At 71.8% G+C, this 23,103-nt stretch carries 24 protein-coding genes; 10 read left to right on the top strand and 14 right to left on the bottom strand.

Annotated features, from left to right (window positions below; translation table 11 throughout):
- Positions 1-200 precede the first annotated feature (200 nt).
- On the top strand, positions 201-830 hold the full coding sequence (locus AB0898_RS05435; protein ID WP_366801673.1) for a lysophospholipid acyltransferase family protein: 630 nt from the start codon (positions 201-203) through the stop codon (positions 828-830).
- Between the two features lie 96 nt (positions 831-926).
- On the opposite strand, the gene AB0898_RS05430 is transcribed toward AB0898_RS05435, so the two are convergent.
- The 6 genes from AB0898_RS05430 to AB0898_RS05405 form a co-directional block, all read right to left on the bottom strand.
- Positions 927-2,450: an MFS transporter gene (locus tag AB0898_RS05430; protein ID WP_366801500.1), complete on the bottom strand. Its 1,524-nt coding sequence runs from the start codon at positions 2,448-2,450 to the stop codon at positions 927-929.
- Entirely contained in the window at positions 2,447-2,998 is a 552-nt protein-coding gene (locus AB0898_RS05425) for a helix-turn-helix domain-containing protein (RefSeq protein ID WP_366801499.1), read from the bottom strand. Before AB0898_RS05425 ends, AB0898_RS05430 begins: the two co-directional genes overlap by 4 nt.
- Positions 2,999-3,075: 77 nt before the next feature.
- On the bottom strand, positions 3,076-4,047 hold the full coding sequence (locus AB0898_RS05420) for an aldo/keto reductase (RefSeq protein ID WP_366801498.1): 972 nt from the start codon (positions 4,045-4,047) through the stop codon (positions 3,076-3,078).
- Between the two features lie 116 nt (positions 4,048-4,163).
- Positions 4,164-5,021, bottom strand: a complete 858-nt coding sequence (locus AB0898_RS05415) for a hypothetical protein (RefSeq protein WP_366801497.1) — start codon at positions 5,019-5,021, stop codon at positions 4,164-4,166.
- A gap of 76 nt (positions 5,022-5,097) precedes the next feature.
- Positions 5,098-6,531, bottom strand: a complete 1,434-nt coding sequence (gene argH / locus AB0898_RS05410; RefSeq protein WP_366801496.1) for an argininosuccinate lyase — start codon at positions 6,529-6,531, stop codon at positions 5,098-5,100.
- Positions 6,532-6,640: 109 nt separating this feature from the next.
- On the bottom strand, positions 6,641-7,834 hold the full coding sequence (locus AB0898_RS05405; protein WP_366801495.1) for an argininosuccinate synthase: 1,194 nt from the start codon (positions 7,832-7,834) through the stop codon (positions 6,641-6,643).
- 90 nt (positions 7,835-7,924) lie between these two features.
- Here AB0898_RS05405 and AB0898_RS05400 point away from each other — a divergent pair, with 90 nt between their 5' ends.
- The 4 genes from AB0898_RS05400 to AB0898_RS05385 all read left to right on the top strand — a co-directional run bounded on the left by AB0898_RS05400 (position 7,925) and on the right by AB0898_RS05385 (position 11,645).
- Complete coding sequence (locus AB0898_RS05400) at positions 7,925-8,512, top strand: pyridoxamine 5'-phosphate oxidase family protein (RefSeq protein WP_366801494.1); 588 nt, start codon at positions 7,925-7,927, stop codon at positions 8,510-8,512.
- An 80-nt stretch (positions 8,513-8,592) separates the two neighbouring features.
- The gene (locus AB0898_RS05395) at positions 8,593-9,975 is read left to right on the top strand and encodes a ferredoxin reductase family protein (protein WP_366801493.1); all 1,383 of its coding nucleotides are present in this window, start codon (positions 8,593-8,595) and stop codon (positions 9,973-9,975) included.
- Positions 9,976-10,024: 49 nt separating this feature from the next.
- Positions 10,025-10,852: an FMN-binding protein gene (locus AB0898_RS05390; protein ID WP_366801492.1), complete on the top strand. Its 828-nt coding sequence runs from the start codon at positions 10,025-10,027 to the stop codon at positions 10,850-10,852.
- A 52-nt stretch (positions 10,853-10,904) separates the two neighbouring features.
- Positions 10,905-11,645: an FAD:protein FMN transferase gene (locus tag AB0898_RS05385; RefSeq protein WP_366801672.1), complete on the top strand. Its 741-nt coding sequence runs from the start codon at positions 10,905-10,907 to the stop codon at positions 11,643-11,645.
- 121 nt (positions 11,646-11,766) lie between these two features.
- On the opposite strand, the gene AB0898_RS05380 is transcribed toward AB0898_RS05385, so the two are convergent.
- Genes AB0898_RS05380 through argC form a run of 5 tightly spaced genes read right to left on the bottom strand, consistent with a single transcriptional unit; the run spans position 11,767 to position 16,621 of the window.
- A complete protein-coding gene (locus AB0898_RS05380; RefSeq protein WP_366801491.1) occupies positions 11,767-12,312 on the bottom strand; it encodes an arginine repressor in 546 nt (181 codons plus the stop codon).
- A 7-nt stretch (positions 12,313-12,319) separates the two neighbouring features.
- Entirely contained in the window at positions 12,320-13,534 is a 1,215-nt protein-coding gene (locus tag AB0898_RS05375; RefSeq protein WP_366801490.1) for an acetylornithine transaminase, read from the bottom strand.
- Positions 13,531-14,448, bottom strand: a complete 918-nt coding sequence (gene argB, locus AB0898_RS05370; RefSeq protein WP_366801489.1) for an acetylglutamate kinase — start codon at positions 14,446-14,448, stop codon at positions 13,531-13,533. Before argB ends, AB0898_RS05375 begins: the two co-directional genes overlap by 4 nt.
- Entirely contained in the window at positions 14,445-15,596 is a 1,152-nt protein-coding gene (gene argJ, locus AB0898_RS05365) for a bifunctional glutamate N-acetyltransferase/amino-acid acetyltransferase ArgJ (protein ID WP_366801487.1), read from the bottom strand. Before argJ ends, argB begins: the two co-directional genes overlap by 4 nt.
- Complete coding sequence (gene argC / locus AB0898_RS05360) at positions 15,593-16,621, bottom strand: N-acetyl-gamma-glutamyl-phosphate reductase (RefSeq protein ID WP_366801485.1); 1,029 nt, start codon at positions 16,619-16,621, stop codon at positions 15,593-15,595. The genes argJ and argC overlap by 4 nt, the downstream gene beginning before the upstream one ends.
- Before the next feature lie 104 nt (positions 16,622-16,725).
- Between argC and AB0898_RS05355 the strand changes: the two genes are divergently transcribed.
- Positions 16,726-17,262 carry a hypothetical protein gene (locus AB0898_RS05355; protein WP_366801484.1) on the top strand — a complete coding sequence of 179 codons (537 nt, stop codon included), beginning with the start codon at positions 16,726-16,728 and terminating at the stop codon, positions 17,260-17,262.
- A 116-nt stretch (positions 17,263-17,378) separates the two neighbouring features.
- Positions 17,379-18,320, top strand: a complete 942-nt coding sequence (locus AB0898_RS05350) for an RNA-binding protein (protein WP_366801483.1) — start codon at positions 17,379-17,381, stop codon at positions 18,318-18,320.
- Positions 18,321-18,640: 320 nt separating this feature from the next.
- On the opposite strand, the gene AB0898_RS05345 is transcribed toward AB0898_RS05350, so the two are convergent.
- Entirely contained in the window at positions 18,641-19,183 is a 543-nt protein-coding gene (locus tag AB0898_RS05345; protein ID WP_366801482.1) for an XRE family transcriptional regulator, read from the bottom strand.
- Positions 19,184-19,303: 120 nt separating this feature from the next.
- Here AB0898_RS05345 and AB0898_RS05340 point away from each other — a divergent pair, with 120 nt between their 5' ends.
- Positions 19,304-19,795, top strand: coding sequence for a YbaK/EbsC family protein (locus AB0898_RS05340; protein ID WP_366801481.1), 492 nt, complete (start codon positions 19,304-19,306; stop codon positions 19,793-19,795).
- A gap of 61 nt (positions 19,796-19,856) precedes the next feature.
- On the opposite strand, the gene AB0898_RS05335 is transcribed toward AB0898_RS05340, so the two are convergent.
- On the bottom strand, positions 19,857-20,471 hold the full coding sequence (locus AB0898_RS05335; RefSeq protein WP_366801480.1) for a hypothetical protein: 615 nt from the start codon (positions 20,469-20,471) through the stop codon (positions 19,857-19,859).
- Positions 20,472-21,003: 532 nt separating this feature from the next.
- On the opposite strand from AB0898_RS05335, the gene AB0898_RS05330 reads away from it, so the two are divergent.
- Together AB0898_RS05330 and AB0898_RS05325 are read left to right on the top strand one after the other, a co-directional pair.
- The gene (locus AB0898_RS05330) at positions 21,004-21,891 is read left to right on the top strand and encodes an AraC family transcriptional regulator (protein WP_366801671.1); all 888 of its coding nucleotides are present in this window, start codon (positions 21,004-21,006) and stop codon (positions 21,889-21,891) included.
- 9 nt (positions 21,892-21,900) lie between these two features.
- The gene (locus AB0898_RS05325) at positions 21,901-22,386 is read left to right on the top strand and encodes a DUF6314 family protein (protein WP_366801479.1); all 486 of its coding nucleotides are present in this window, start codon (positions 21,901-21,903) and stop codon (positions 22,384-22,386) included.
- Here the strand turns inward: AB0898_RS05325 and AB0898_RS05320 are convergent.
- Positions 22,368-22,961, bottom strand: a complete 594-nt coding sequence (locus AB0898_RS05320) for a histidine phosphatase family protein (RefSeq protein WP_366801478.1) — start codon at positions 22,959-22,961, stop codon at positions 22,368-22,370. The two genes, AB0898_RS05325 and AB0898_RS05320, sit on opposite strands and share 19 nt — an antisense overlap.
- Positions 22,962-23,103: the final 142 nt, after the last annotated feature.

Here is a 23,103-nt window from a genome sequence, read left to right as displayed (position 1 = left end):
GGGCACCCTCCGTGAGGAAGACCCGCAGGTAAACCAGCGTCAACATCACGTAAGACCTCGGTGAACCGCGCGGGCCCGACGTGCGTTTCCCCGGTTGCCGCGAGTAATGTCCTCACCTGCACAGTCTCATAACGATCCCGTCGGCCTCGGAGGACCTGTTGTCCCGCTTCCACCTCATCAAGGCAGTGCTCGGACCGGTCATGCGCCTGATGTTCCGCCCGCAGGTGGAGGGGATGGAGAACATTCCCGGCGACGGGCCGGTGATCCTGGCGGGCAACCACCTCACCTTCATCGACTCCATCGTGCTGCCGGTCGTCTCCAAGCGGCAGGTCTGCTTCATCGGCAAGGACGAGTACGTCACCGGCAAGGGCCTCAAGGGCCGCGCGATGGCCTGGTTCTTCACCGGCGTCGGCATGATCCCGGTCGACCGGGACGGCGCGAACGGGGGCGTGGCCGCGCTGATGACCGGGCGGCGGATTCTGGAGGAGGGGCGGATCTTCGGCATCTACCCCGAGGGCACGAGGTCGCCTGACGGCCGTCTTTACCGGGGTCGCACCGGTATCGCCCGGCTCACCCTGATGACCGGGGCGCCTGTCGTCCCCTTCGCCATGATCGGCACGGACAAGTTGCAGCCGGGCGGTAGTGGGATGCCGCGGCCTGGGCGGGTGACGGTGCGGTTCGGTGAGCCGATGGAGTTCTCCCGGTATGAGGGGATGGACCGGGATCGGTATGTGCTGCGGGCGGTCACGGATTCCGTGATGGCTGAGGTCATGCGGTTGTCCGGGCAGGAGTACGTGGATATGTACGCCACGAAGGCCAAGGCCGCCTGAGCGCCGTAGGGCTTCTGTTCGATTGCGGGTGCGGGTGCGTCGTGGCTTGTCGCGCCCACGCGGCGGTAGCCGCATATCGACACAGCCCCGCGCCCCTTAAAAGCACTTGTCCAGCCGTTGCCTGCCTAGCAGGAACCAGGCTGCAACCGCCGTCGTCAAGAGCACCGCTGCCCCCGCTCCGCACGCCATGTGCAGGCCGTGTACGAAAGCTTCTCTGGATGCTTCCAGGAGATCATGCGCGGCCGGCGGGGGCATTTTCGCTGCCGTTTCCACCGCCGCGCCCAAGGACTCGTGAACCGTCTTCGGCGTGCCCGGCGGGGCCGTGAAGTCGCGGTACGCCGCCGTCACGATCGAGCCCAGCAGGGCGATGCCCAGGGCCGCGCCGAGTTCGTAGGCCGTTTCCGAGACGGCGGAGGCCGCTCCCGCCTGGTTCTTGGGGACGCTGGAGAGGATCACGTCGGCGGTGACGGTGAAGGAGAAGCCCGCGCCGACACCGACGACGAGGAGCGCGGTGCCGAGGAGCGGGTAGCCGGTGGACTCGCTGATCGTGGTGAGGGCGGCCAGGGCGAGGCCGATGGCGGCCAGGCCCGCCGAGACCACCGCGCGGACCGAGAAGCGGCGGGCGGCGCGGCCCGCGAGGAGGCCGGACGCGACCGCGCCGACGGCGGCGGGCAGTTCGGCCAGGCCCGCTTCGAACGGGGGCCTGCCCTGGACCAGTTGCAGATACTGGGAGAGGAAGAAGACCAGCCCCGACATGCCGAGCACGGTGAGCAGGTCGGCGAATACGGCTCCGCCGAAGCCCCGGCGCCGGAAGAGGCGTACGTCCAGGAGCGGGGTGGGCAGGGCGAGTTGGCGGCGCACGAAGCCGTACAGCGCGGCCGCGCCGAGCAGGCCTGCGGTGAGGGCGGGGGCGGTGGGGCCGTGGGTGGCGGTCTCCTTGACCGCGTAGACCACGCCGAGCATGCCGGTCAGGGAGAGGGCGACGCTCATCAGGTCCCAGGGGCCGGGCCTCGGGTCGCGGGACTCGGGCAGGACGCGGGCGCCGACGAGGACCAGCAGGGCCGTCACGGGCAGGTTGATCAGGAAGACCGAGCCCCACCAGAAGTGCTCGAGCAGGAAGCCGCCGACGACGGGTCCGACGGCCGTACCGGCGGAGGCGGTGGCGCCCCAGACGCCGACGGCGAGGCTGCGTTCGCGCGGGTCGTGGAAGAGGGTGCGGATCAGGCCGAGGGTCGCGGGCATGAGGGTCGCGCCCGCCGCGCCGAGCAGGGCGCGGGCGAGGATCATGAGGCCGGGGGTCGTGGCGTAGGCGTTGAGGACGGAGAGCGCGCCGAACGCCGCCGCGCCCCACAGCAGGACGCGCTTGCGGCCGACGCGGTCGCCGAGGCTGCCCATGGAGACGAGCAGTCCGGCGATGACGAAGGAGTAGACGTCCCCGATCCACAGCAGCTCGGTGCCGGAGGGGTGCAGGTCCTCGCTGATGAAGGGGGTGGCGAGGCCGAGGACGGTGGCGTCGACGGCCACGAGCAGTACGGCCAGGGTCAGGACGGCGAGCGCGAGCCAGCGGCCGGGGCGCGGTGCTGTCCGCGTGGCGACGGCCGGCCGCAGGGTGCCGGTCATGGTTCCTCGTTCCTGAGGGCGCCGCCGAGCAGCAGCTCGGCGACCATGGTGGGGAAGTCGCGGGCGGCCACGCGGCCGTCCAGGGTGGCCCAGGCGCACGAGGTGATCAGCCCGTACAGCGCCTCGGTGAGCCAGGCGGGGGTGAGGTCGATGCGCAGCTCGCCCTCGCGCTGTCCGCGCCGGAACAGGGCGCCGATCCGGGTGTCCAGGCGCTGCCAGCCCTCGTTCAGCCCGTGCCCCTCCCAGAGCTGGCTCTCGCCGTAGAGGAAGGCGAGCAGTCCGGCGGCGGGCTGGAGTTCGCGCACCAGCCGGCGTACGGCCTCGCTCGCGGGGCCCTCCTCCAGGCGGGCGCGCTCCAGCGCGGCCTCGCACTCCGCGATGCCGAGGGCTTCCAGCGCGCGGACGAGCGCGTCGCGGCCGGCGAAGTGGCGGTGCAGGGTGGCGCGGCTGATCCCGGCGGCCCGGGCGACCTCGTCCATGGTCGCGGTGGATCTGCGGGTCAGCAGGGCGGCGGCACTGCGCAGCACATGGTCTCGGTCCAGGGCCATGAGACAAGGGTACCTCTGGTGAGACACTGGTGTCTCACCATGGGCATGCGTGACTCAGGCCGGGTCCGGCGTGGCCGTCAGTGCCAGGGCAGCTGTCCGCGCCGCTCCCAGTACGCGCGCGGGTCCTCCGCCAGGGCCGCGAGCCGGGCGAGCTGCTCCTCGTCCAGGTCGACGGCGGCCGCGTGCAGGTTGGAGGTGAGCTGGGTGACCGTCGCGGCGCCGGAGAGCACCACGTCGGCCCAGGGGCGGCACAGGATCAGGGCGAGGGCGACGGCGTCGGCCCCGAGACCGGTCTCCCCGGCCACCTCGCGCAGGGGCGCGGGCGCGGCGGCCCCGGCGAGCCTGCCGTTGGCCATGCCCTCCTTGACGATCACGGTCAGCCCGGCGTCGTGCGCCTCCGCGAGGGCGGCTCCCGCCGAGGTCTCCAGGGCGTTGTACGTCGACTGCACGGTACGGAAGAGGCGCGCGCCGTCCACTTCCACTCGGAGCGCGGCCCGGATGGCGTCGGCCTGCGCGGGGCCGCTCGTGGAGAAGCCGACGGTGAGACCGCCGGCCGCCGCCTCCGCGAGCCTCTCGTGCAGGGCGCGGTCGGCGAGGGCCGGGCTGTCGGGGGTGAGGGAGTGGATCTGGTACAGGTCGAGCCGGTCGCCCAGCAGGGCGTCCGTCTCCACGCGCTGGCGGTCGTAGGTGGCCGGCGAGTGGTCCTTGACCTCGTGCCGCTCGGCTTCGGTGGACCAGCCGGCGGTGTAGGTGTACCCCCACTTGCTGCCGACGACCACGTCCTCCACGTCGTCGCGTGCGCTGAGCCACTCCGCCAGGAACTCCTCCGCGCGGCCGTAGGAGCGGGCGGCGTCGAAGTAACGGACACCCTGCGCGTAGGCGGCGTCGAGGAGTTCGTGCGTACGGGCTCGCAGCGCCTCCACACTGCGGTCCTCTCCGAGGTCTTCGGCCCGGCCCAGGTTGATGTAGCCGGGGCGGCCCACCGCGGCGAGTCCGAGGCCGATGCGGCGGGTCGGGGTCGTCGCGGCTGCGAGGCGGGCGAAGGGCATCTCGGGCTCCGTTCGGTCGGTCCGGTACGGCTCGACGGCCAACGTAACCCGGCCGACGCCGACGCATCCCGGTCGGCCCACGCACACTCCACGGCCGGAGTCGCCGTGACCGGTGGTCAGACCGCGTCCGGCTGGACCGGGTCCAGCACCACGCTCTCGGCCAGAGTGCGCCGCGCGTACGTCACGTAGCGCTCGAACAGCTCGGGCTGGGCCGAGCGGGCGATGTCCAGGACGGGCATGTCGGCGCGCCGGACGCCCGGCAGATAGGGGGAGACGCGGCAGATACCCGTCTCGGAGTCGGGGTCGACGAGGGAGACATAGCTGGTGGGGAGCTGCCGGGTGAGGTACACCGCCATGCGCCCGGGATGCCCCTCGGCCGCGAAGTCCTGTGCCACGCGGAGCAGTTGACGGGCCGATTCGGCGGCTCTGCCCGGCATGCCGGGGTCGCCGACGCTCTCCGCGTACGCGGTGAACACCGCTGTCGCGGGATCCGCCACGATGTACGTGATGTGCACGCCCTGGGCCAGCAGCCGGCGCACCGGGGCGGTGAAGTCCTGTTCGGGGCGGGAGACGTACAGGCTCGCCAGGCTGCGCAGCGCGACGCCGACTTCGATGATCTCCCGCTGCGCCCCGGCGATGAACCGGGCCTTCTCCGCCGGCGAGGGCCGGCCCCCGGCGTGGACGGTCAGTCCGCGCTCGCCGTCGGCGGACGGGGACAGCCGGGCGTCGAGGACCTCGGTCATCTCCGTCAGGAACCGGTGCCGCTCGGCGTCCCGCAGGAACAGGTCGTAGTAGAAGGGCACGGCGACGGCGGCCGCCGCGAAGAGGGCGAGTTCGTTGAGCACGGCCCACCAGAAGCCGTCCCGGCCGTTGGAGAGCGTGGCCAGGATCAGGCCGACGAGGAGCACGCAGAGCGCCAGCACGACGCGGAATCTGCTCAGCAGCCGGGTGATCCCGGACGCGCCGTCCTGCATGGTGACCCCCTGCGCTCCCCTGCCCCGCTGTCTGCCCGGGGAGGCAGGGGTTCACACGCCTGCCGCGGGGCCGTGGTCACCGCCGGGTGGCCGCCCCGGCCCATGCCTGCTGCACCGCGAGGTCCGCCTTGACCTCCGCGAGCTGGACCGCCACCGCGCTCGGTGCCGTGCCGCCCCGGCCGTTGCGGGACGCCAGGGCGCCCGGGACGTTCAGGACCGTGCGGACCTCCGGGGTGAGGTGGGCGGAGATCTTGGCGAACTGTTCGTCGGTGAGGTCGTCCAGTTCCTTGCCCTCGGCCTCGGCGGCCTTGACGCACTCGCCCGCCACCTCGTGCGCCACGCGGAACGGCACGCCCTGCTTGACCAGCCATTCCGCGATGTCGGTGGCGAGGGAGAAGCCGGCCGGGGCCAGTTCCTCCAGGCGCTCGCGGTGGACGGTGAGGGTGGCGATCATGCCGGTGAAGGCGGGGAGCAGGACCTCCAGCTGGTCGCAGGAGTCGAAGACCGGCTCCTTGTCCTCCTGGAGGTCGCGGTTGTAGGCGAGCGGGAGGGCCTTGAGGGTGGCCAGCAGCCCGGTCAGGTTGCCGATCAGACGGCCGGACTTGCCCCGGGCCAGCTCCGCGATGTCCGGGTTCTTCTTCTGCGGCATGATCGAGGAGCCGGTGGAGAAGGCGTCGTGCAGGGTGACGAAGGAGAACTCCTTCGTGTTCCAGATGATGATCTCCTCGGCGATCCGGGAGAGGTTCACCCCGATCATCGCGGTGATGAAGGCGAACTCCGCGACGAAGTCCCGCGAGGCCGTGCCGTCGATCGAGTTGCCCACACTGCCGTTCTCGAAGCCGAGGTCGCGGGCGACCGCCTCCGGGTCCAGCCCCAGGGAGGACCCGGCGAGCGCGCCGGAGCCGTACGGCGAGACGGCCGTGCGCGCGTCCCACTGGCGCAGCCGCTCGGCGTCCCGGGACAGGGACTGCACATGGGCCAGCACATGGTGGGCGAAGAGCACCGGCTGGGCGTGCTGGAGGTGGGTGCGGCCGGGCATGGCCACGTCCGGGTGGGCCTCGGCCAGGCCGATCAGGGCGTCCTGGAGGTCCGCGATCAGACCGCCGATGATCCGGGCGTGGTCGCGCAGATACATCCGGAAGAGGGTCGCGACCTGGTCGTTCCGCGAGCGCCCGGCGCGCAGCTTGCCGCCGAGGTCGGGACCGAGGCGTTCGAGGAGGCCGCGCTCCAGCGCGGTGTGCACGTCCTCGTCGGCGATGGTGCCCACGAAGGAGCCGTCGGCAACGTCCGCTTCCAGCTGGTCGAGCCCCGCGAGCATCCGCGTCAGCTCGTCCTCGGTGAGCAGGCCCGCCGTGTGCAGCACGCGCGCGTGGGCGCGGGACCCGGCGATGTCGTAGGGGGCGAGCCGCCAGTCGAAGTGGACGGACGCGGACAGCTTCGCCAGGGCCTCGGCGGGACCGTCGGCGAAACGGCCGCCCCAGAGCCGTACGTCACCGCTGTTGCTGCTCACTGCGTTGCTCCTCAAGCTCGTGATGTGCCACCGCCTCCCCACCCTTGCAGGTGAGGAGGCGGCTGTCCCTCTGCTGACTGTCAAACGACGCTGCTTGCGCGAGGTCCCGTTACGCCAGGTCCCGCTTGGCGGCGATCTTCGACGACAGGCTGTAGATGTCGATGAAGCCCTTGGCCGCGGCCTGGTCGAAGGAGTCGCCGGTGTCGTAGGTGGCGAGGTTGAAGTCGTACAGCGACGACTGCGACCGGCGGCCGGTGACGACGGCGCGGCCGCCGTGCAGGGTCATGCGGATGTCGCCGGAGACGTGCTCGTTGGCCTCGGAGATGAAGCCGTCGAGGGCACGCTTGAGCGGCGAGAACCACTGGCCGTCGTAGACCAGTTCGCCCCAGCGCTGCTCCACCTGCCGCTTGTAGCGGGCGAGTTCGCGCTCGACGGTGACGTTCTCCAGCTCCTGGTGGGCGGTGATCAGGGCGATGGCGCCCGGAGCCTCGTACACCTCGCGGGACTTGATGCCGACGAGACGGTCCTCCACCATGTCGATCCGGCCGATGCCCTGGGCGCCGGCGCGCTCGTTGAGCTGCTGGATGGCCTGGAGGACGGTGACGGGACGGCCGTCGATGGCGACCGGGACGCCGCGCTCGAAGGTGATGACGACCTCGTCGGCCTCGCGGGGCTCGGCCGGGTTGGAGGTGTACTCGTAGATGTCCTCGATCGGCGCGTTCCAGATGTCCTCCAGGAAGCCCGTCTCGACGGCGCGTCCGAAGACGTTCTGGTCGATGGAGTACGGGGACTTCTTGGTGGTCGCGATCGGGAGGTTCTTCGCCTCGCAGAAGGCGATCGCCTTGTCGCGGGTCATCGCGTAGTCACGGACCGGGGCGATGCACTTCAGGTCGGGGGCGAGGGCGACGATGCCGGCCTCGAAGCGGACCTGGTCGTTGCCCTTGCCGGTGCAGCCGTGGGCGACCGTGGTGGCGCCGTGCTTCTGCGCGGCGGCCACGAGGTGCTTGACGATGGTCGGCCGCGAGAGGGCCGAGACCAGCGGGTACCGGTCCATGTAGAGGGCGTTCGCCTTGATCGCCGGGAGGCAGTACTCCTCGGCGAACTCGTCCTTGGCGTCGGCCACTTCGGCCTCCACCGCACCGCACGCGAGGGCGCGCTTGCGGATGACGTCCAGGTCCTCGCCGCCCTGGCCGACGTCCACCGCTACGGCGATGACCTCGGCGCCCGTCTCCTCGGCGATCCAGCCGATGGCGACGGAGGTGTCCAGTCCGCCTGAGTAGGCGAGTACGACGCGCTCGGTCACGGGTTTCTCCTCACGTGCATTCGCTGTTATGCATGAGTATGCAGAACTCCGCATGATTCGTCAATCGCAGCGCGCGGGTAGGCACCGGGCATGGGAAAGACATATGAGCGCATCGAGGGCAGGCTGCGGAGATTCATCGAGGACCAGCCCCTCTTCTTCACCGCGACCGCGCCCCTGTCCGGCGACGGCACGGTCAACCTCTCCCCCAAGGGCCTCAAGGGCTCCTTCGCCGTCCTGGACGAGCTCACGGTGGCCTATCTCGACTTCGCCGGCTCCCACGCGGAGACCATCGCCCACCTGCGCGAGAACGGCCGGATCACCCTCATGTGGTGCGCCTTCCAGGGCCCGCCCACCATCGTCCGCGTCCACGGCCGCGGCGAGGCCGTCCTCCGCGACGACCCCCGCTTCCCGGGGCTCCTCGCCGCGTTCCCGGACATCGACCCCACCCGGCACGGCCTGCGGGCCGTCATCGTCGTCCGCGCCGACCTGATCCGCGACTCCTGCGGCTACGCCGTCCCGTTCATGGCCTACGAAGCGGACCGCGAACTCCACGCCAAGCGCTTCGCCCGCGAGGACGACACCTCCCTGAGCGCGTACTTCGCCAAGAAGGACCACATCGCCACGAGCATCGACGGCCTGCCGGGGCTGCCCCTGCCGCTGCCGCCGACGACCGCCTGAGACATCACCGCACACCGCTGAACACTCCGCGCGTACCGCTCGTATCTGTGGGCCAAGGGTCAAGTCCCCACGGAGGAACCGTGACCACCACGCTTGCGGGCGGACGTGCCGCCCGCCGCCAGACGATGCGCCGCATTCGGCCGCGCCGCTCCCCCGCCGTTCCGCTGCTGCTGGCGGTGTGGGCCGGAGCGGTGGCCGTGTTGTGGCTCTGGTGGCACAACACGCCGTCCATCGCGGACAACGCCGGCCGGATTCTGAACGCGGGCCGGATCACCGGGCTGCTCGCCGGATACCTGATGGCGCTGGTCGTGCTCCAGATGGCGCGCGTACCCGCCCTGGAGCGGCGGGTCGGCTCGGACCGGGTGGCCCGCTGGCACGCGATGAGCGGCCGCTACACGCTGAGCCTGGTCCTCGCGCATGTCTTCCTCATCATGTGGGGGTACGCGCTCCAGGCGGGCAAGTCCCTCGGGGACATCGTCCAGCAGACGATCGACTCGGTGAACCAGCTGCCCGACATGGGCAAGGCGGCCATCGGCACCGGCCTGTTCGTGGTGATCGGGCTGTCGTCCATCGGTGTGGTGCGGCGCAGGCTGCCGTACGACACCTGGTACCACGTGCACCTGCTGACGTACGCGGCGGTGTTCCTGACGTTCTGGCACCAGATCACCACCGGCAACGACTTCGCGGTGGAGCCGACGGCCAAGACCTTCTGGTACGTGCTCTACGGCGCGGTGACCGCGCTGGTGCTCTGGTACCGGATCTTCGTGCCGATCCGGCTGAACCTGCGGCACCGGATGCGGGTGGAGGCGGTGATCGAGGAGTCGCCGGGCATCGTGTCGGTGCTGATCTCGGGCCGCAAGCTGCACCGGATGGGCGCGCAGGCGGGCCAGTTCTTCCGCTGGCGGTTCCTGGCCCCCGGAATGCGGTTCAGCTCGCACCCGTACTCGCTGTCGGCGGCACCCCGCCCGGGGATGCTGCGGATCACCGTGAAGGCGATCGGCGACCACAGCGCACGGCTGCGCGAGCTGACGCCGGGCACGCGGGTGTGGGCGGAGGGGCCGTACGGCGCGCTCACCGCGCAGCGGCGCAGCCGGGGCAAGGTGCTGCTGGTCGCGGGCGGGGTGGGCATCACGCCGATGCGCGCGCTGTTCGAGACGCTGCCAGGGGCGGCCGGTGACATCACGCTGCTCTACCGGGCCAACACCACGCAGGACCTGGCCCTGTGGGACGAGCTGGCGACCATCGCCGAGGAGCGCGGCGCCCGGCTGATGTACGCGGTGAACAGCCCGGAGGGGCGGCGCCCGGACATCTCGGCGGAGAACCTCCAGCGCAAGATCCCCGACATCGACCGGCACGACGTCTTCATGTGCGGCCCGCCCGGTTTCGCGCAGTCGGTGTACGAGGCACTGCGCGGCGCCGGGGTGCCGGCCCGCCGTATCCACCACGAGTCGTTCGAGATGTGAGCGGCGCTCACCGAAGACCGTTCGCACAGGACTTGGAGCCCAGGAAGTCATGAGGAAGAGCCACCCGATTCGGCGGGTCGTGCTGGCCACCGCCGCGACCGTGTCCGGTGTCGTACTGCTGCTGTCGCTGAAGCCCGCCTCCGATCCGGCCTCGGCGTCGGCGGCGGGCGCGGCCCCGCAGCAGACGGCGGCCGCGCAGGAGTCGCCGCAGGGCGGGGCCGAGCAGGCCGGCGCCCAGGGGACGGTGACCGGTGACGTGACCCAGACGCAGTACGGGCCCGTGCAGGTGCGGCTGACCGTCAGCGGCGGGAAGATCACCAAGGCGGAGGCGGTCCAGGCCCCGAAGGGCGGGACCAGCGACCAGAAGACCGCGCTCTCGGTGCCCAAGCTCAACCAGGAGGCGGTGGCGGCGCAGAGCGCGGACATCGACTCGGTGTCGGGGGCGACGTACACGAGCGCGGGGTACAAGAAGTCGCTCCAGTCGGCGCTGGACAAGGTGAAGGCGGCGGCGCCCGCTCCGGGCTCCGGGTCCAAGCCCGGTTCGGGCTCAGGTTCCGGCTCCAACTCAGGCTCAGGCGGCGCTGGTTCGGCCGAGGCGGCCGCTCCCCGTACGGTCACCGGCAAGGCCGTGCAGACGGCGTACGGCGCCGTCCAGGTGCGGATCACGGTCAGCGGCAAGAAGATCACCAAGGCCGAGGCGGTCCAGGCGCCCAAGGGCGGCACGAGCGACCAGAAGACCGCGCTCTCCGTGCCCAAGCTCAACCAGGAGGCCGTGGCCGCCGGGAGCGCCGACATCGACTCGGTGTCCGGGGCCACCTACACCAGCACCGGCTACAAGCAGTCGCTCCAGTCGGCGCTGGACCAGGCCGGTGGCTGAGCGGGTGGCCGAGCGGGCGCGGGACTCCGCGGTGCGGCACGCGGAGGAGGTCATGGGGACCGTGTTCTCCTTCGACGTGCGCGGCGGGGAGCCGGACGCGGTGCGCGCGGCGCTGGACGAGGCGGTCGCGGGCCTGCACCGGGTGGACGCGGTGTTCAGCACCTACCGCGAGGACAGCGAGGTCTCCCGGCTGGCCCGGGGCGAGCTGACGGTGGACCAGTGCGCGCCGGAGGTCGCCGAGGTGCTGGACCTCGCGGCCGAGGCGGAGCGGGTCAGCGAGGGCTGGTTCAGCCCGCGCTACCGGGGCACCCTCGACCCGACCGGGATCGTCAAGGGCTGGTCCGCCGAGCGGGCGGCCCTGGCGCTGGCGGCCGTGGACGGGGTGCGCGGGGTCAGTGTGAACGGCGGCGGCGATGTGCAGATGTGCGGCGCGCCCGAGCCGGGGCGGCCCTGGCGGGTGGGCGTGGCCGACCCGTTGCGGCCGGGCGGGCTCGCGGCGGTGATCTCGGCGGCCGGCACGGACGAGCTGTCCGTGGCGACCTCGGGGACGGCCGAGCGCGGCCCGCACATCGTGGACCCGCGCACCGGCAAGTCGGCGGTGAGCGACCTGGTCGCGGTGACGGTGGTGGGACCCCGGCTGACCTGGACGGACTGCTGGGCGACGGCCGCCTTCGCGATGGGCTCGCGCGAGGGGCTCGCCTGGCTGGAGTCGCTGCCGGACGTGGAGGGCTTACTCATCACGGCCGGGGACGAGGTGCGCTGTACCGGGGGGCTGGCGACGCGGCTCGGCTGACCTGCCGCCGTATCGCGCCTACGCGGCGCACCGGGCAAGGGGCGTACGGGAGTTGTGAGACTCCGGTACGCCCCTTCGCCGTGTGGCCTTGGCCGTGTGTCCTTGGCCGTGTGCCGGTTCGTCACTGGCCGTTCTGGGCCAGCCGCAGCAGATGGTCGGCGAGTGCCTGGCCGCCGGTGGGGTTGCGGCTGATGAGCAGCAGGGTGTCGTCGCCGGCGATGGTGCCGAGGATGTCGTGCAGTTCGGCCTGGTCGATGGCCGAGGCGAGGAACTGGGCGGCGCCGGGCGGGGTGCGCAGGACCACGAGGTTGGCGGACGCCTCGGCGGAGATCAGCAGCTCCTGGGACAGCCGCCGCATCCGCTCCTCCTTGGCGGACTCCCCGAGCGGCGCGCGCGGGGTGCGGAAGCCGCCCTCGCTGGGCACCGCGTAGATCAGGTCGCCGTCGGTGTTGCGGATCTTGACTGCGTTCAGCTCGTCGAGGTCGCGGGAGAGCGTCGCCTGGGTGACGCTCAGCCCGTCGTCGGCGAGCAGTTTGGCGAGCTGGCTCTGCGAGCGCACCGGCTGCCGGTTGAGGATGTCCACGATCCGGCGGTGGCGGGCGGTGCGGGTCTGCGGCACCGCGGGACCGGCACCCCCCGCCTGTCCGTGGTCCTGCGCCTGACTCATCGTCGTCTCATTCTCCGGCTCGTCCGTCCTCTCGGCTTGCGTCGAGGATGCCGGGCAGCGCCTGGAGGAAGGCGTCCGCCTCGTCGTCGCGCAGGTTCAGCGGGGGCATGAGCCGTACGACGTCGGGGGCGGGCGCGTTCACCAGGAACCCGGCTTCCTGGGCCGCCGCCTGCGCCTGCGCCGCGTACGGTCCGGTGAGCACGATACCCAGCAGGAGCCCCGCACCCCGTACATGGTCGACCAGCGGGTGGCCGAGCGCCTCGATTCCGGCGCGCAGGTTCTCGCTCTGCCGCTTGGTGTTGGCGAGGAGTCCCTCGGCCTCGATGGTGTCGAGGACGGCGAGTCCGGCGGCGCAGGCGACCGGGTTGCCGCCGAAGGTGGTGCCGTGCTGGCCGGGCTGGAGCAGGTCGGCGGCGCGGCCGAAGGCGAGGGTGGCGCCGAGCGGGAGTCCGCCGCCCAGGCCCTTGGCGAGGGTGACGATGTCGGGGAGTACGCCGTCGTGGGCCTGGTAGGCGAACCAGTCGCCGGTGCGGCCGACGCCGGTCTGCACCTCGTCCAGGACCAGCAGGGCGCCGGTCGCGGCCGTGATCGCGCGGGCGGCCTTGAGGTAGCCGGGCGGGGGGACCACGACGCCGTTCTCCCCCTGGATCGGCTCGATGATGACCATGGCGGTGTCGTCGGTGACGGCGTCGGCGAGCGCGCGGGCGTCGCCGTAGGGCACGTGGGTGACGTCGCCGGGCAGCGGCAGGAACGGCGTCTGCTTGGCGGGCTGGCCGGTCAGCGCGAGGGCGCCCATGGTGCGGCCGTGGAAGCCGCCGGTGGTCGCGACCATGTGGGTGCGTCCGGTCAGCCGGCCGATCTTGAGGGCGGCCTCGTTGGCCTCGGCGCCGGAGTTGCAGAAGAACACCTTGCCGTCCCGGCCGAACAGGCGCAGCAGGCGCTCGGCGAGGGCGACGGGCGGCTCGGCGACGAAGAGGTTGGAGACATGCCCGAGGGACGCGATCTGCGTGCTGACGGCCTCCACGATCGCGGGGTGGGCGTGGCCGAGGGCGTTGACCGCGATGCCGCCGACGAAGTCGAGGTACCGCTTGCCGTCGGCGTCCCACACGGCGGTGCCCGCGCCGCGCACCAGGGGCAGGCGCGGGGTGCCGTAGTTGTTCATGAGGGCGCCCTGCCAACGGGCGGTCAGGTCGGCGTTGTTGACGGTGCTCGTGTCGCTCATGACTCCCCCGGGGTGTCCGGCTCGTCGTCGGGCACGACCATGGTGCCGATGCCCTCGTCCGTGAAGATCTCCAGCAGGATCGAGTGCTGGACCCGGCCGTCGATGACGCGGGCGGTGTTCACGCCGTTGCGTACGGCGTGCAGGCAGCCCTCCATCTTGGGCACCATGCCCGAGGAGAGCTCGGGCAGCAGTTTCTCCAGCTGGGTGGCGGTGAGGCGGCTGATCACCTCGTCGGAGTGCGGCCAGTCCTCGTAGAGGCCCTCGACGTCGGTGAGGACCATGAGGGTTTCGGCGCCCAGCGCAGCAGCGAGTGCCGCAGCCGCCGTATCAGCATTGACGTTGTAGACATGACCGTCGTCCTCGGAGCGGGCGATGGAGGAGACGACCGGGATGCGGCCGTCCGCGAGCAGGGCCTCGATGGCGCCGGTGTCGATGTCGGTGATCTCGCCGACGCGTCCGATGTCCACGAGTTCGCCGTCGATACGGGGCTGGTGGCGGGTCGCGGTGATGGTGTGGGCGTCCTCGCCGGTGAGGCCGACGGCGAGCGGGCCGTGCGCGTTGAGCAGGCCGACCAGTTCGCGCTGGACCTGCCCGGCGAGCACCATCCGTACGACGTCCATGGCCTCCTCGGTGGTGACCCTGAGCCCTGCCTTGAATTCGCTGACGATGCCGTGCTTGTCGAGCGCGGCGCTGATCTGCGGGCCGCCGCCGTGCACGACGACCGGCCTGAGCCCGGCGTGCCGCAGGAAGACGACGTCCTGCGCGAAGGCGGCCTTCAGCTCCTCGTCCACCATGGCGTTGCCGCCGAACTTGATGACGACGGTCTTGCCGTGGTGCCGGGTGAGCCAGGGCAGCGCCTCCACGAGGATGCGGGCCTTGGGGAGCGCGGTGTGCTTCCGCGTCGGGCTGCTCATGAGCTGTACGCGCTGTTCTCGTGGACGTAGTCCGCGGTCAGGTCGTTGGTCCAGATGGTGGCGGTCTCGGTGCCCGCGGCGAGGTCGGCGACGATGTGGACCTCGCGGTAGCGCATGTCGACCAGGTCGCGGTCCTCGCCGACCGAGCCGTTCTTGCAGACCCAGACGTCGTTGATGGCGACGTTGAGCAGGTCGGGGTCGAAGGCGGCCTTCGTGGTGCCGATGGCGGACAGGACGCGGCCCCAGTTGGGGTCCTCCCCGTGGATGGCGCACTTGAGGAGGTTGTTGCGGGCGATGGAGCGGCCGACCTCGACGGCGTCCTCCTCGGTGGCCGCGTTGATCACCTCGACCTTGATGTCCTTGCTGGCGCCCTCGGCGTCGCCGATGAGCTGGCGGCCGAGGTCCTCGCAGACCTTGCGGACGGCCTCGGTGAACTCCTCCTGGCCGGGCGTGATCCCGGAGGCGCCGGAGGAGAGCAGCAGGACGGTGTCGTTGGTGGACATGCAGCCGTCGGAGTCGACCCGGTCGAAGGTGACCTTGGTGGCGGCGCGCAGGGCCGCATCGAGTCCCGCGGTGTCCACGTCGGCGTCGGTGGTGAGGACGACGAGCATGGTGGCGAGGCCGGGGGCGAGCATGCCGGCGCCCTTGGCCATGCCGCCGACCGTCCAGCCGTCGCCGCTGACCACGGCCGTCTTGTGGTGCGTGTCGGTGGTCTTGATGGCGATGGCGGCCTTCTCGCCGCCGTGCTCGCTCAGGGCGGCGGCGGCCGTCCCGATGCCGGGCAGCAGCTTGTCCATCGGGAGGTGCACGCCGATGAGCCCGGTGGAGCAGACGGCGACCTCGATCGCCCCGCGCCCGAGGACCTCGGCGGCCTTCTCGGCGGTGGCGTGGGTGTCCTGGAAGCCCTTCGGACCCGTACAGGCGTTGGCGCCACCGGAGTTGAGGACGACGACGGAGACCTCGCCGCTCTTGATCACCTGCTCGGACCAGAGCACCGGGGCGGCCTTCACGCGGTTGGCGGTGAAGACTCCGGCGGCGGCTCGGCGGGGGCCGGTGTTGACCACGAGGGCCAGGTCGGGGTTGCCGTTGCCCTTGATCCCGGCGGCGATGCCCGCCGCGGTGAATCCCTTGGCCGCTGTGACGCTCAAGGCGCGACTCCGATCGTGGAAAGCCCGGTGGTCTCGTCGAGCCCGAGGGCGATGTTCATGCTCTGTACGGCACCGCCCGCGGTGCCCTTGGTCAGGTTGTCGATGGCGCTGATCGCGATGACGCGGTGGGCGTCGGGGTCGTACGCGACCTGCATCTGGACGGCGTTGGAGCCGGTGACGGAGCCGGTCGCGGGCCACTGCCCCTCGGGGAGCAGGTGGACGAACGGCTCGTCGGCGTACGCCTTCTCGTAGGCGGCGCGCACCGCCTCGGCGTCCACACCCGGGCGCGCCTTCGCGCTGCACGTGGCGAGGATGCCGCGGGGCATGGGCGCGAGGGTGGGTGTGAACGAGACGGAGACGCGCTCGCCCGCCGCCGCGCTCAGGTTCTGGATCATCTCCGGGGTGTGCCGGTGGCCGCCGCCCACCCCGTACGGCGACATGGACCCCATGACCTCGCTGCCGAGCAGATGCGCCTTGGGCGCCTTGCCCGCGCCGGAGGTCCCGGAGGCGGCGACGATCACGGCCTCGGGCTCGGCGAGGCCGGCGGTGTACGCCGGGAAGAGCGCGAGGGAGACGGCGGTCGGGTAGCAACCGGGCACCGCGACGCGCTTGGACCCCTCCAACGCGGCGCGGGCACCCGGGAGTTCGGGGAGGCCGTACGGCCAGGTACCGGCGTGCGGGCTGCCGTAGAACCGCTCCCAGTCCCCGGCGTCCTTCAGCCGGAAGTCCGCGCCCATGTCGATCACGAGCACGTCGGGACCGAGCTGCTCGGCGACGGCGGCGGACTGTCCGTGGGGCAGCGCGAGAAAGACGACGTCGTGCCCGGCGAGGGTCCCGGCGCTGGTCTCTTCGAGCACCCGCCCGGCGAGCGGCACCAGCTGCGGCTGCAGCGCCCCCAGCCGCTGCCCGGCATTCCCGTGCGCGGTCACGGCCCCGACCTCGACCGCCGGGTGCCCGAGCAGCAGCCTCAGCACCTCTCCCCCGGCATACCCACTGGCACCGGCGACAGCTACGCGGACTGTCATGTCAGCCTCCTTCATTGGCATGACTATACGTAGTGCTGCACTTTTATGCAATGACGTGCTGGAGGGCCGACACCGACCGGGCCTGACCCCTCTAGACTCCGACGATGATCGAGATCCTCGAGAACCTGGACCTGCTGTCCCGGCCGAACCTCGACCTCGCCGGTGTCGAGGTGAACGGCATCGCCCTGGGGGCGCCGGCCACCGCCGTTCCACGGCAGCACATCGTGGAAGGCCTGTCCTCCGTCGTCGCCCGGTATCGCGGTGGGACCGACCTCGAAAGCGAGTACTACGACGCCGAGGGGCGGAGACTGACACTGGACGAGGTCATCGACGACGTCGTCCGGTCGGACGGATTCCTCTACGGCACTGACGAGATCAACTACAAGGTGCGCGCCGGAGCGGTGGTCGGCTTCGCGATCGGCGGCCCACATCTGTCCCACTTCGCACACCTGACCTCGTACGAGGAGTTCCTGACGGTGTTCGGCCGGCCTGACCGGATGCGCGAGAACGAGGCGTACGGCGACCTCATGAGCTACGAGACCTACTACTGGGGCGCTCGGAAGCATGTGACCTGGGACACCTGGGAGCACCGGGTGAGCTTCATCAACCTGGGCGACTTCGAGGGGAACAGCGGCCCCTGACCAGACGGGCCGGCTCAAGCGCTCAGTCACGCTGTGTGAAACTGAGCGTGACAGTTGGGCTCCTGAGTGCGATGGCCGGTACGCAGGGCGCCCCTTCCCCCTGCCCTTGGAGCAGTGTGCCGCCGTCTTTCGTCCACCGGATCACCAAGTACGACCCCGCCGACCGCGATGAGCACGGCCATTACACCGGCGACCAGGACACGGTCAGCGACCACGGGCCTGTCGAAGCGGCGTACCTGGAGGCGGTCGCCGCGTTCGCGAGGGCCTCGGGCGTCGACCGGCTGGAGATCCGCGAGCCCTCGGTCACCGGTTTCGTCCACTTCGGTGCGGAGCCGCCCGTCGAGGGGCACGGCCTCGGCGGGCTCTTCCCGCCCGACCTCACCGGCTACCACGACGGGGCCCAGGTCTCCCTCCCGGTCGCCCTGGAACTGGTCCGGGCCATGCTCCGCGACCAGGGCGCCTGGTGCCGGCTGGAGGTCGGGGACGCGTTCACCGTGCACGTCGGGTGGGACCAGTACGTGTACGTGGGCAGCGACCGGCCCTGCGCGGACGCCGTGGCCCGTACCCGGGAACTCGGCCTCTTCCCGGAACCGCTGACGGTCTCGCCCTACGCGGCCGAGTTCGACGAAGCGGAGGTCACGGAGCCGGCCGACGACGACTTCTGGACGCGCGTACACACCGCGCTCGCCTCACGGCGGACGCTGCTCCTTGAGGAGACCTACGTCCGCAACGCCGTACGCCGGCACCGCCTCACACCGGAGAACCTCGACACAGTGCGCGCCGCTCTCGGCCCCCGCGCCCTCCTCACCGTCTGGCCCGATCTGACCCCTGACATCGACGCGGTCCTCGCCGCACTCCCCGAGGAGGAATCCGTGGAGTTCCTCTGGGAGACCCGGGACGGAACGATCAGCCACGCGATCGTCGACGACACCGACTACCACCGACTCGCCCCCCAACTGACCGCCGCCCGAGCCGCCTACGCCCGCCCCCTCGACGAACCCCCGCTGCTCCGCGCCACGTTGCCGGACGGCGACGGGGTGCTGCGGGCCCGATGGTGAACGGATTCGCGCGCGCCGCGCGGAACAGCCGGGTGCCGTGTCACCCGGGTGTGGGGGCGTCGTGGGCCCAGGTGTGCAGGATGAGGGCTCGGTCTTTCCCTTCCACCTGTTCGGGCTCATCGTCGGTGGGGTGGAAGCCCAGGGCCCGTGCGACGGAGATGCTGGGGTGGTTGTCGGCCTCGATCTCCAGCAGGACTCGGGGGAGTTGCAGGACCTGGTGGGCGTAGTCGGTCAGGAGTCGCGCGGATCGAAGGGTGAGGCGAGCGGGATGCGGAGCCTCTTCGGGAGAGCCTGTCGGCGGACCGCTGGGCGGGGGGCTGTCATCGTAGCCCCGTCTCCTCGCCTCGCTGCGGGTGGCGTACGACCAGCAGGGCCTCGACGTCTCCGGCGGGTGCCTCGTACAGGTGCGGGACGTCGGCGGGCCAGGTGGCGTGCGCGCCCGGGCCGACCAGGACGGGGTCGGTGAGGCGGCCGACGCGTGCCGTGCCGGTGAGGACGATGAGGTGCTCGGTCGTACCCGGGGAATGGGCGGCGGACTCCTGCGCCGCTCCGGAGCGGAGGCGAACCCGGTAGGTCTCCGTGACGGAGGCGTCGGCCTCGAACCGCTCGACGAGGACGGCTTCGACGACGCGACCGGAGATCCTGGCCGGAGGCGCGAGATCCCGCAGCGCGGTGCTCAGAGGCACCTTGAGTGCCGCCGTGAGGGCGTAGAGCGTTTCCAGTGTGGGGTTGCGCCGGCCGCTCTCCAGTTCGGAGATCGTCCCCTTGCCGATCTTGGACCTGCGCGCCAGTTCGGACAGGGACATCCCCCGCGCCTCGCGCAGCTCCCGTACCCGCAGGCCGACGCCGGCGGCCAGATCCATGGAGCCCCTTCCCCTGTCCCGAAGCCGGTTGATCCGAGCCCTTCGCGGGCCCTATCGTTCCATACACAGAACGTTCCGTATACGGAACGAACGAGGGTTCACGCTGCACGAAGGAGTCACATGGCGCCCCAGGAAGGCACATCCCTGCCCGCCCGCAGCAAGGAGGTGGCCCGCGTCCTCGCCGAGGCCGGAATCGAGGGCCGGGTACGCGAGTTGGCCGCCTCCGCGCGTACGGCTGCCGAGGCCGCCGAGGCCCTCGGCTGCGAGGTGGGCGCGATCGCCAACAGCCTCGTGTTCATCTCCGACGACGAGCCCGTTCTGGTGCTGACCAGCGGCCGGCACAAGGTGGACACCACGGCGCTCGCCGACCGGTGGGGGCGCGGCAAGCTCCGGCGTGCCACTCCGGAGCAGGTGCGTGAGGCCACCGGGCAGGCGATCGGGGGCGTGGCTCCGGTGGGCCACCCCCGGACGCTTCCCACCGTGGTGGACGCGGCTCTCGGCGACTACCCCCGGCTGTGGGCCGCCGCCGGAACGCCCCACACGGTCTTCCCGACCACCGCAGGTGAACTCCTCCGGCTCACGGGCGGGCTCGTGCTTCCCGTCGGGCCGTGACTGGTCCGGCCAGGTCCGCGAAGCCCTTTCCGGTGCGGTCCGCGAAGCCCTCGTGCGCCCGTCAGGCGTGGGGCCGGCGGACGGGATGGCCGTCGGGGCCGGGGACGAGCCAGGAGCCGTCGCCCAGGGGGGTCAGGTCGTACGGGTCGGACACCTCGGTGGTGATCTCGCCGCCGATCGTGCCCGTGCGCACGTCGACCAGGTGGTGCCGGAACCACTCGTCCCCGTCCTCGGTCTCGCCGCCCAGGGTGACGACGGCCGTGTCCGGGGTGAGGTAGCCGCCGGACCATTCCACGAACGTCTCCTCCGGGTCGTAGCCGAAGTCCTCGACGGAGAGGGCCAGGAGGACGTCTCCGCCGGGGTGTGCGTGGAAGGCGACGTCCGTCTGGCCGTGTTCGACGGACATGAACCGCTCCCCGCCAGGCGCGAGGCCGATCAGGCAGCGGTCCGACCAGGGGTAGGTCGTGAACTCCGGTACGCCGTCGGCGCCGAGCGTCCCGCGCACGGTGACCACGCCGTCCTGGCCCTCGCCGATGTCGAGGTAGACGCTGCCGTCCAGGGGGTGTACGTGGTGGAAGGCGCCGTGCCCCACCGTCTCCAGCTGCCTGCGGGCGAGCACCTCCCCGCTGTCGGCGTCGTACACCACCCACTGGTCGCAGCCCCCGCGTCCCGCCATCGCGTCCGGCCGGTAGACCCATACCGTCCGGCCGTCCAGGAGAAGGCACAGCCGGGGCGGTGGCCATGGCGCTCCTCGGAGCGCGGCTCGAAGTCCGACGCCCACACCGGGTCACCGGCGCGGGTGAGGCAGACGACGCCGTTCAGGGTCGTGTAGACGGCTCGCGACAGATCGGGGCGCACCGCCGACTCCACGACCTCGTCGCCGGGCCGGGGCCGGAAGACCACCACGGGCTCCAGCGGCCCGAAGACGTCCGGGTCCGCCGTCGGACGGTAGGCGCGGATCTGTCCGTCGCGGTGGCGCGTGACGACCTTCGGAGGGGGCGTGGGAGTCATCCGGAGAGGCTAGCGCCCGTGGTCGCCGTCCGGCTCCGGCGGGACAGCCCGGCGCACACCTACGAGCTGCCGGCCGCCGCTTCCGCCCACACCCCCGAGCGGTCACCGGCGCCCCGACATCATCGGGCACCAAGAGTCGGGTCCGGGGTCGCCCGCCCCGCCTAGCGTCGTCCATGTCAAGAGGAAGGAACCGGGACGTGCTGGAGCGGCTCAATCAGGTGATGGACCGGATCGAGCGGGGGCTCGACGGGACCGTGGACGTCGAGGAGCTGGCGCGGATCGCGGCCACCTCCGTGTATCACCTGCGGCGGATGTTCTCCGCGCTGGCGGGGATGCCGTTGTCGGAGTACGTGCGGCGCAGGCGGCTCACGCTGGCGGGGGCCGAGGTGGTCGCGGGGCGGGAGACGCTGCTCGACATCGCCGTGCGGTACGGCTACGGCTCGGGTGAGGCGTTCGCGCGGGCGTTCCGCGCGATGCACGGCGTCGGGCCGGGTGAGGCCCGCCGCAGCGGAGCCACGCTCAGTTCGCAGCCCCGGATGTCCTTCCGCCTCGTGATCGAAGGGAGCGGCGGTATGCGGCATCGGATCGTGAAGAAGCCGGAGTTCGGCGTGGTCGGGTTCAAGGCGCGGGTGCCGTTGGTGCACCTGGGGCCGAACGAGGCGATCATCGACTTCGTCCGGGGGATCGACAAGGAGGAACTGGCGCGGCTGGCCAAGCTGTCGGACCAGGAGCCGGAGGGCGTCGTCGCGGTCTGCGACGACCTGGACCCGAGCCGGGCCGAGGGCACGGAGCTGGACTACTACCACGGGGTGGTCACCTCGGCCCCCGCGCCCGGTCACCTCGCGAGCCTGACCGTCCCGGCCGGCACCTGGGCGGTGTTCGGCGTCTCCGGGCCCATGCCGGACGCGGTGCAGCTGCTGTGGCGGGACGTGTTCACGCAGTGGTTCCCGTCCAACCCGTACGTGAGCCGTCCCGGACCGGAGATTCTGCGGGTCCGGCCCACCAAGGACGGCACCGGGGCCGACTGCGAGCTGTGGCTGCCGGTGGAGGAGGCGGGGCGGTACGCCGGGGGCGGGCGGCCGTAAGCTCGGGGCATGGATGCGGGAAGCGCCACGGCGGCGGAGCGAGCGGACGGCCACCACCTGCCCGTACCCGATGTGCTGGCCCACCTCGCCGGCCGCTGGCGCGTGACCCGTGAGGTGCGGGACCTCGCGAGCGGGGACACCGGCCGTTTCGAGGGCACCACCCTCTTCGCTCCCCTGCCGGACGGCGGACCCGGGCTGCTGCACGAGGAGTCCGGGGAGTTCACCTGGCAGGGCGTGACCCGGCCCGCGACGCGCACGCTGCGTTTTCTGCCGGGGCACGAGCCGGGTACGGCGGACGTACGGTTCGCCGACGGGCGGCCCTTCCACGAGCTGGATCTGCGGACGGGGCACTACCTCGCGGGCCACCCCTGCTCCGCCGACTTCTACCGGGGCGAGTTCACCGTCACGGACGCCGACCGCTGGCGTTCGGTGTGGCGGGTCGGCGGTCCGGCGAAGGATCTGGTGCTGACCACCGACTACGTGCGCGAGGGCTGAGCGGACACCCCGTCCAGGTGGAGGTTCCAGCGGCCCGAGCCGCCCAGGACGGTGGTGGCGGACAGCGGGCGTACGTCGATGTTCCAGTAGGTGGCGGGCGGCGCCTTCAGCGCGTACACCAGGGCCGCGCGGATCACGGCGGGCTCGGCGACGGCGACGATCCGGCCGTACTCGTCCACCGGGCGGGTGTCGAGCCAACCGCCGACGCGGGAGATGAACGCCAGCAGGGATTCGCCGCCGTGCGGTGAGGAGCGCGGGTCGGTCAGCCAGGCGTCCACCGCCTGCGGCTCGCGCGCCATCGCCTCGCCCAGGGTCAGCCCGCGCCAGCGGCCCATGTCGCAGTCGCGCAGGGCGAGTTGGACCAGCGGGGCGTACCCGAGGGCGTCGCCGGTGGCGCGGCTGCGCGGGGTCGGGGAGCAGTAGCGCAGCTCGGCGGCGGCCAGCGGGAGCAGGTGCCCGACCATCCGCTGCACCTCGTCCCACCCGGCCTGGTCGAGCGGCCGGTCGTCCCCGAAGCGCTCGGCGTACGAAGGGGAACCGGGGGCGGCCGCGACGAACGTCACCCGAAGTGGCATGGGCCGATGGTGGGCCCAGGACGGGTACCGGTCAAGGGCGATCAGGCCCCCGCCACGCGGAGTGACCGGAAAACACCGCCGCGCCGGGCGTCAGCCTCCCTTCACCAAAAGGGACTTGTGGGGTTCCAGCCCACTTCGTCGC

Source organism: Streptomyces sp. NPDC005435 (genome assembly GCF_040703155.1).
Taxonomy (GTDB): domain Bacteria; phylum Actinomycetota; class Actinomycetes; order Streptomycetales; family Streptomycetaceae; genus Streptomyces.
This window is presented reverse-complemented; position numbering and strand designations above follow the sequence as displayed.

Bases quoted from the DNA above. Each gene is read 5' to 3' on its own strand.
- AB0898_RS05400 (WP_366801494.1), top strand. From the start codon at position 7,925: ATGGGAAAGACATATGAGCGCATCGAGGGCAGGCTGCGGAGATTCATC.
- argB (WP_366801489.1), bottom strand. From the start codon at position 14,448: ATGAGCAGCCCGACGCGGAAGCACACCGCGCTCCCCAAGGCCCGCATC.
- AB0898_RS05425 (WP_366801499.1), bottom strand. From the start codon at position 2,998: ATGGCCCTGGACCGAGACCATGTGCTGCGCAGTGCCGCCGCCCTGCTG.
- AB0898_RS05335 (WP_366801480.1), bottom strand. From the start codon at position 20,471: ATGGCGGGACGCGGGGGCTGCGACCAGTGGGTGGTGTACGACGCCGAC.
- AB0898_RS05435 (WP_366801673.1), top strand. From the start codon at position 201: ATGCGCCTGATGTTCCGCCCGCAGGTGGAGGGGATGGAGAACATTCCC.
- argC (WP_366801485.1), bottom strand. From the start codon at position 16,621: ATGACAGTCCGCGTAGCTGTCGCCGGTGCCAGTGGGTATGCCGGGGGA.
- AB0898_RS05430 (WP_366801500.1), bottom strand. From the start codon at position 2,450: ATGACCGGCACCCTGCGGCCGGCCGTCGCCACGCGGACAGCACCGCGC.
- AB0898_RS05340 (WP_366801481.1), top strand. From the start codon at position 19,304: ATGGCGCCCCAGGAAGGCACATCCCTGCCCGCCCGCAGCAAGGAGGTG.
- AB0898_RS05390 (WP_366801492.1), top strand. From the start codon at position 10,025: ATGAGGAAGAGCCACCCGATTCGGCGGGTCGTGCTGGCCACCGCCGCG.
- AB0898_RS05385 (WP_366801672.1), top strand. From the start codon at position 10,905: ATGGGGACCGTGTTCTCCTTCGACGTGCGCGGCGGGGAGCCGGACGCG.
- AB0898_RS05320 (WP_366801478.1), bottom strand. From the start codon at position 22,961: ATGCCACTTCGGGTGACGTTCGTCGCGGCCGCCCCCGGTTCCCCTTCG.
- AB0898_RS05375 (WP_366801490.1), bottom strand. From the start codon at position 13,534: ATGAGCGACACGAGCACCGTCAACAACGCCGACCTGACCGCCCGTTGG.
- AB0898_RS05325 (WP_366801479.1), top strand. From the start codon at position 21,901: ATGGATGCGGGAAGCGCCACGGCGGCGGAGCGAGCGGACGGCCACCAC.
- AB0898_RS05420 (WP_366801498.1), bottom strand. From the start codon at position 4,047: ATGCCCTTCGCCCGCCTCGCAGCCGCGACGACCCCGACCCGCCGCATC.
- AB0898_RS05355 (WP_366801484.1), top strand. From the start codon at position 16,726: ATGATCGAGATCCTCGAGAACCTGGACCTGCTGTCCCGGCCGAACCTC.
- AB0898_RS05380 (WP_366801491.1), bottom strand. From the start codon at position 12,312: ATGAGTCAGGCGCAGGACCACGGACAGGCGGGGGGTGCCGGTCCCGCG.
- AB0898_RS05345 (WP_366801482.1), bottom strand. From the start codon at position 19,183: ATGGATCTGGCCGCCGGCGTCGGCCTGCGGGTACGGGAGCTGCGCGAG.
- AB0898_RS05415 (WP_366801497.1), bottom strand. From the start codon at position 5,021: ATGCAGGACGGCGCGTCCGGGATCACCCGGCTGCTGAGCAGATTCCGC.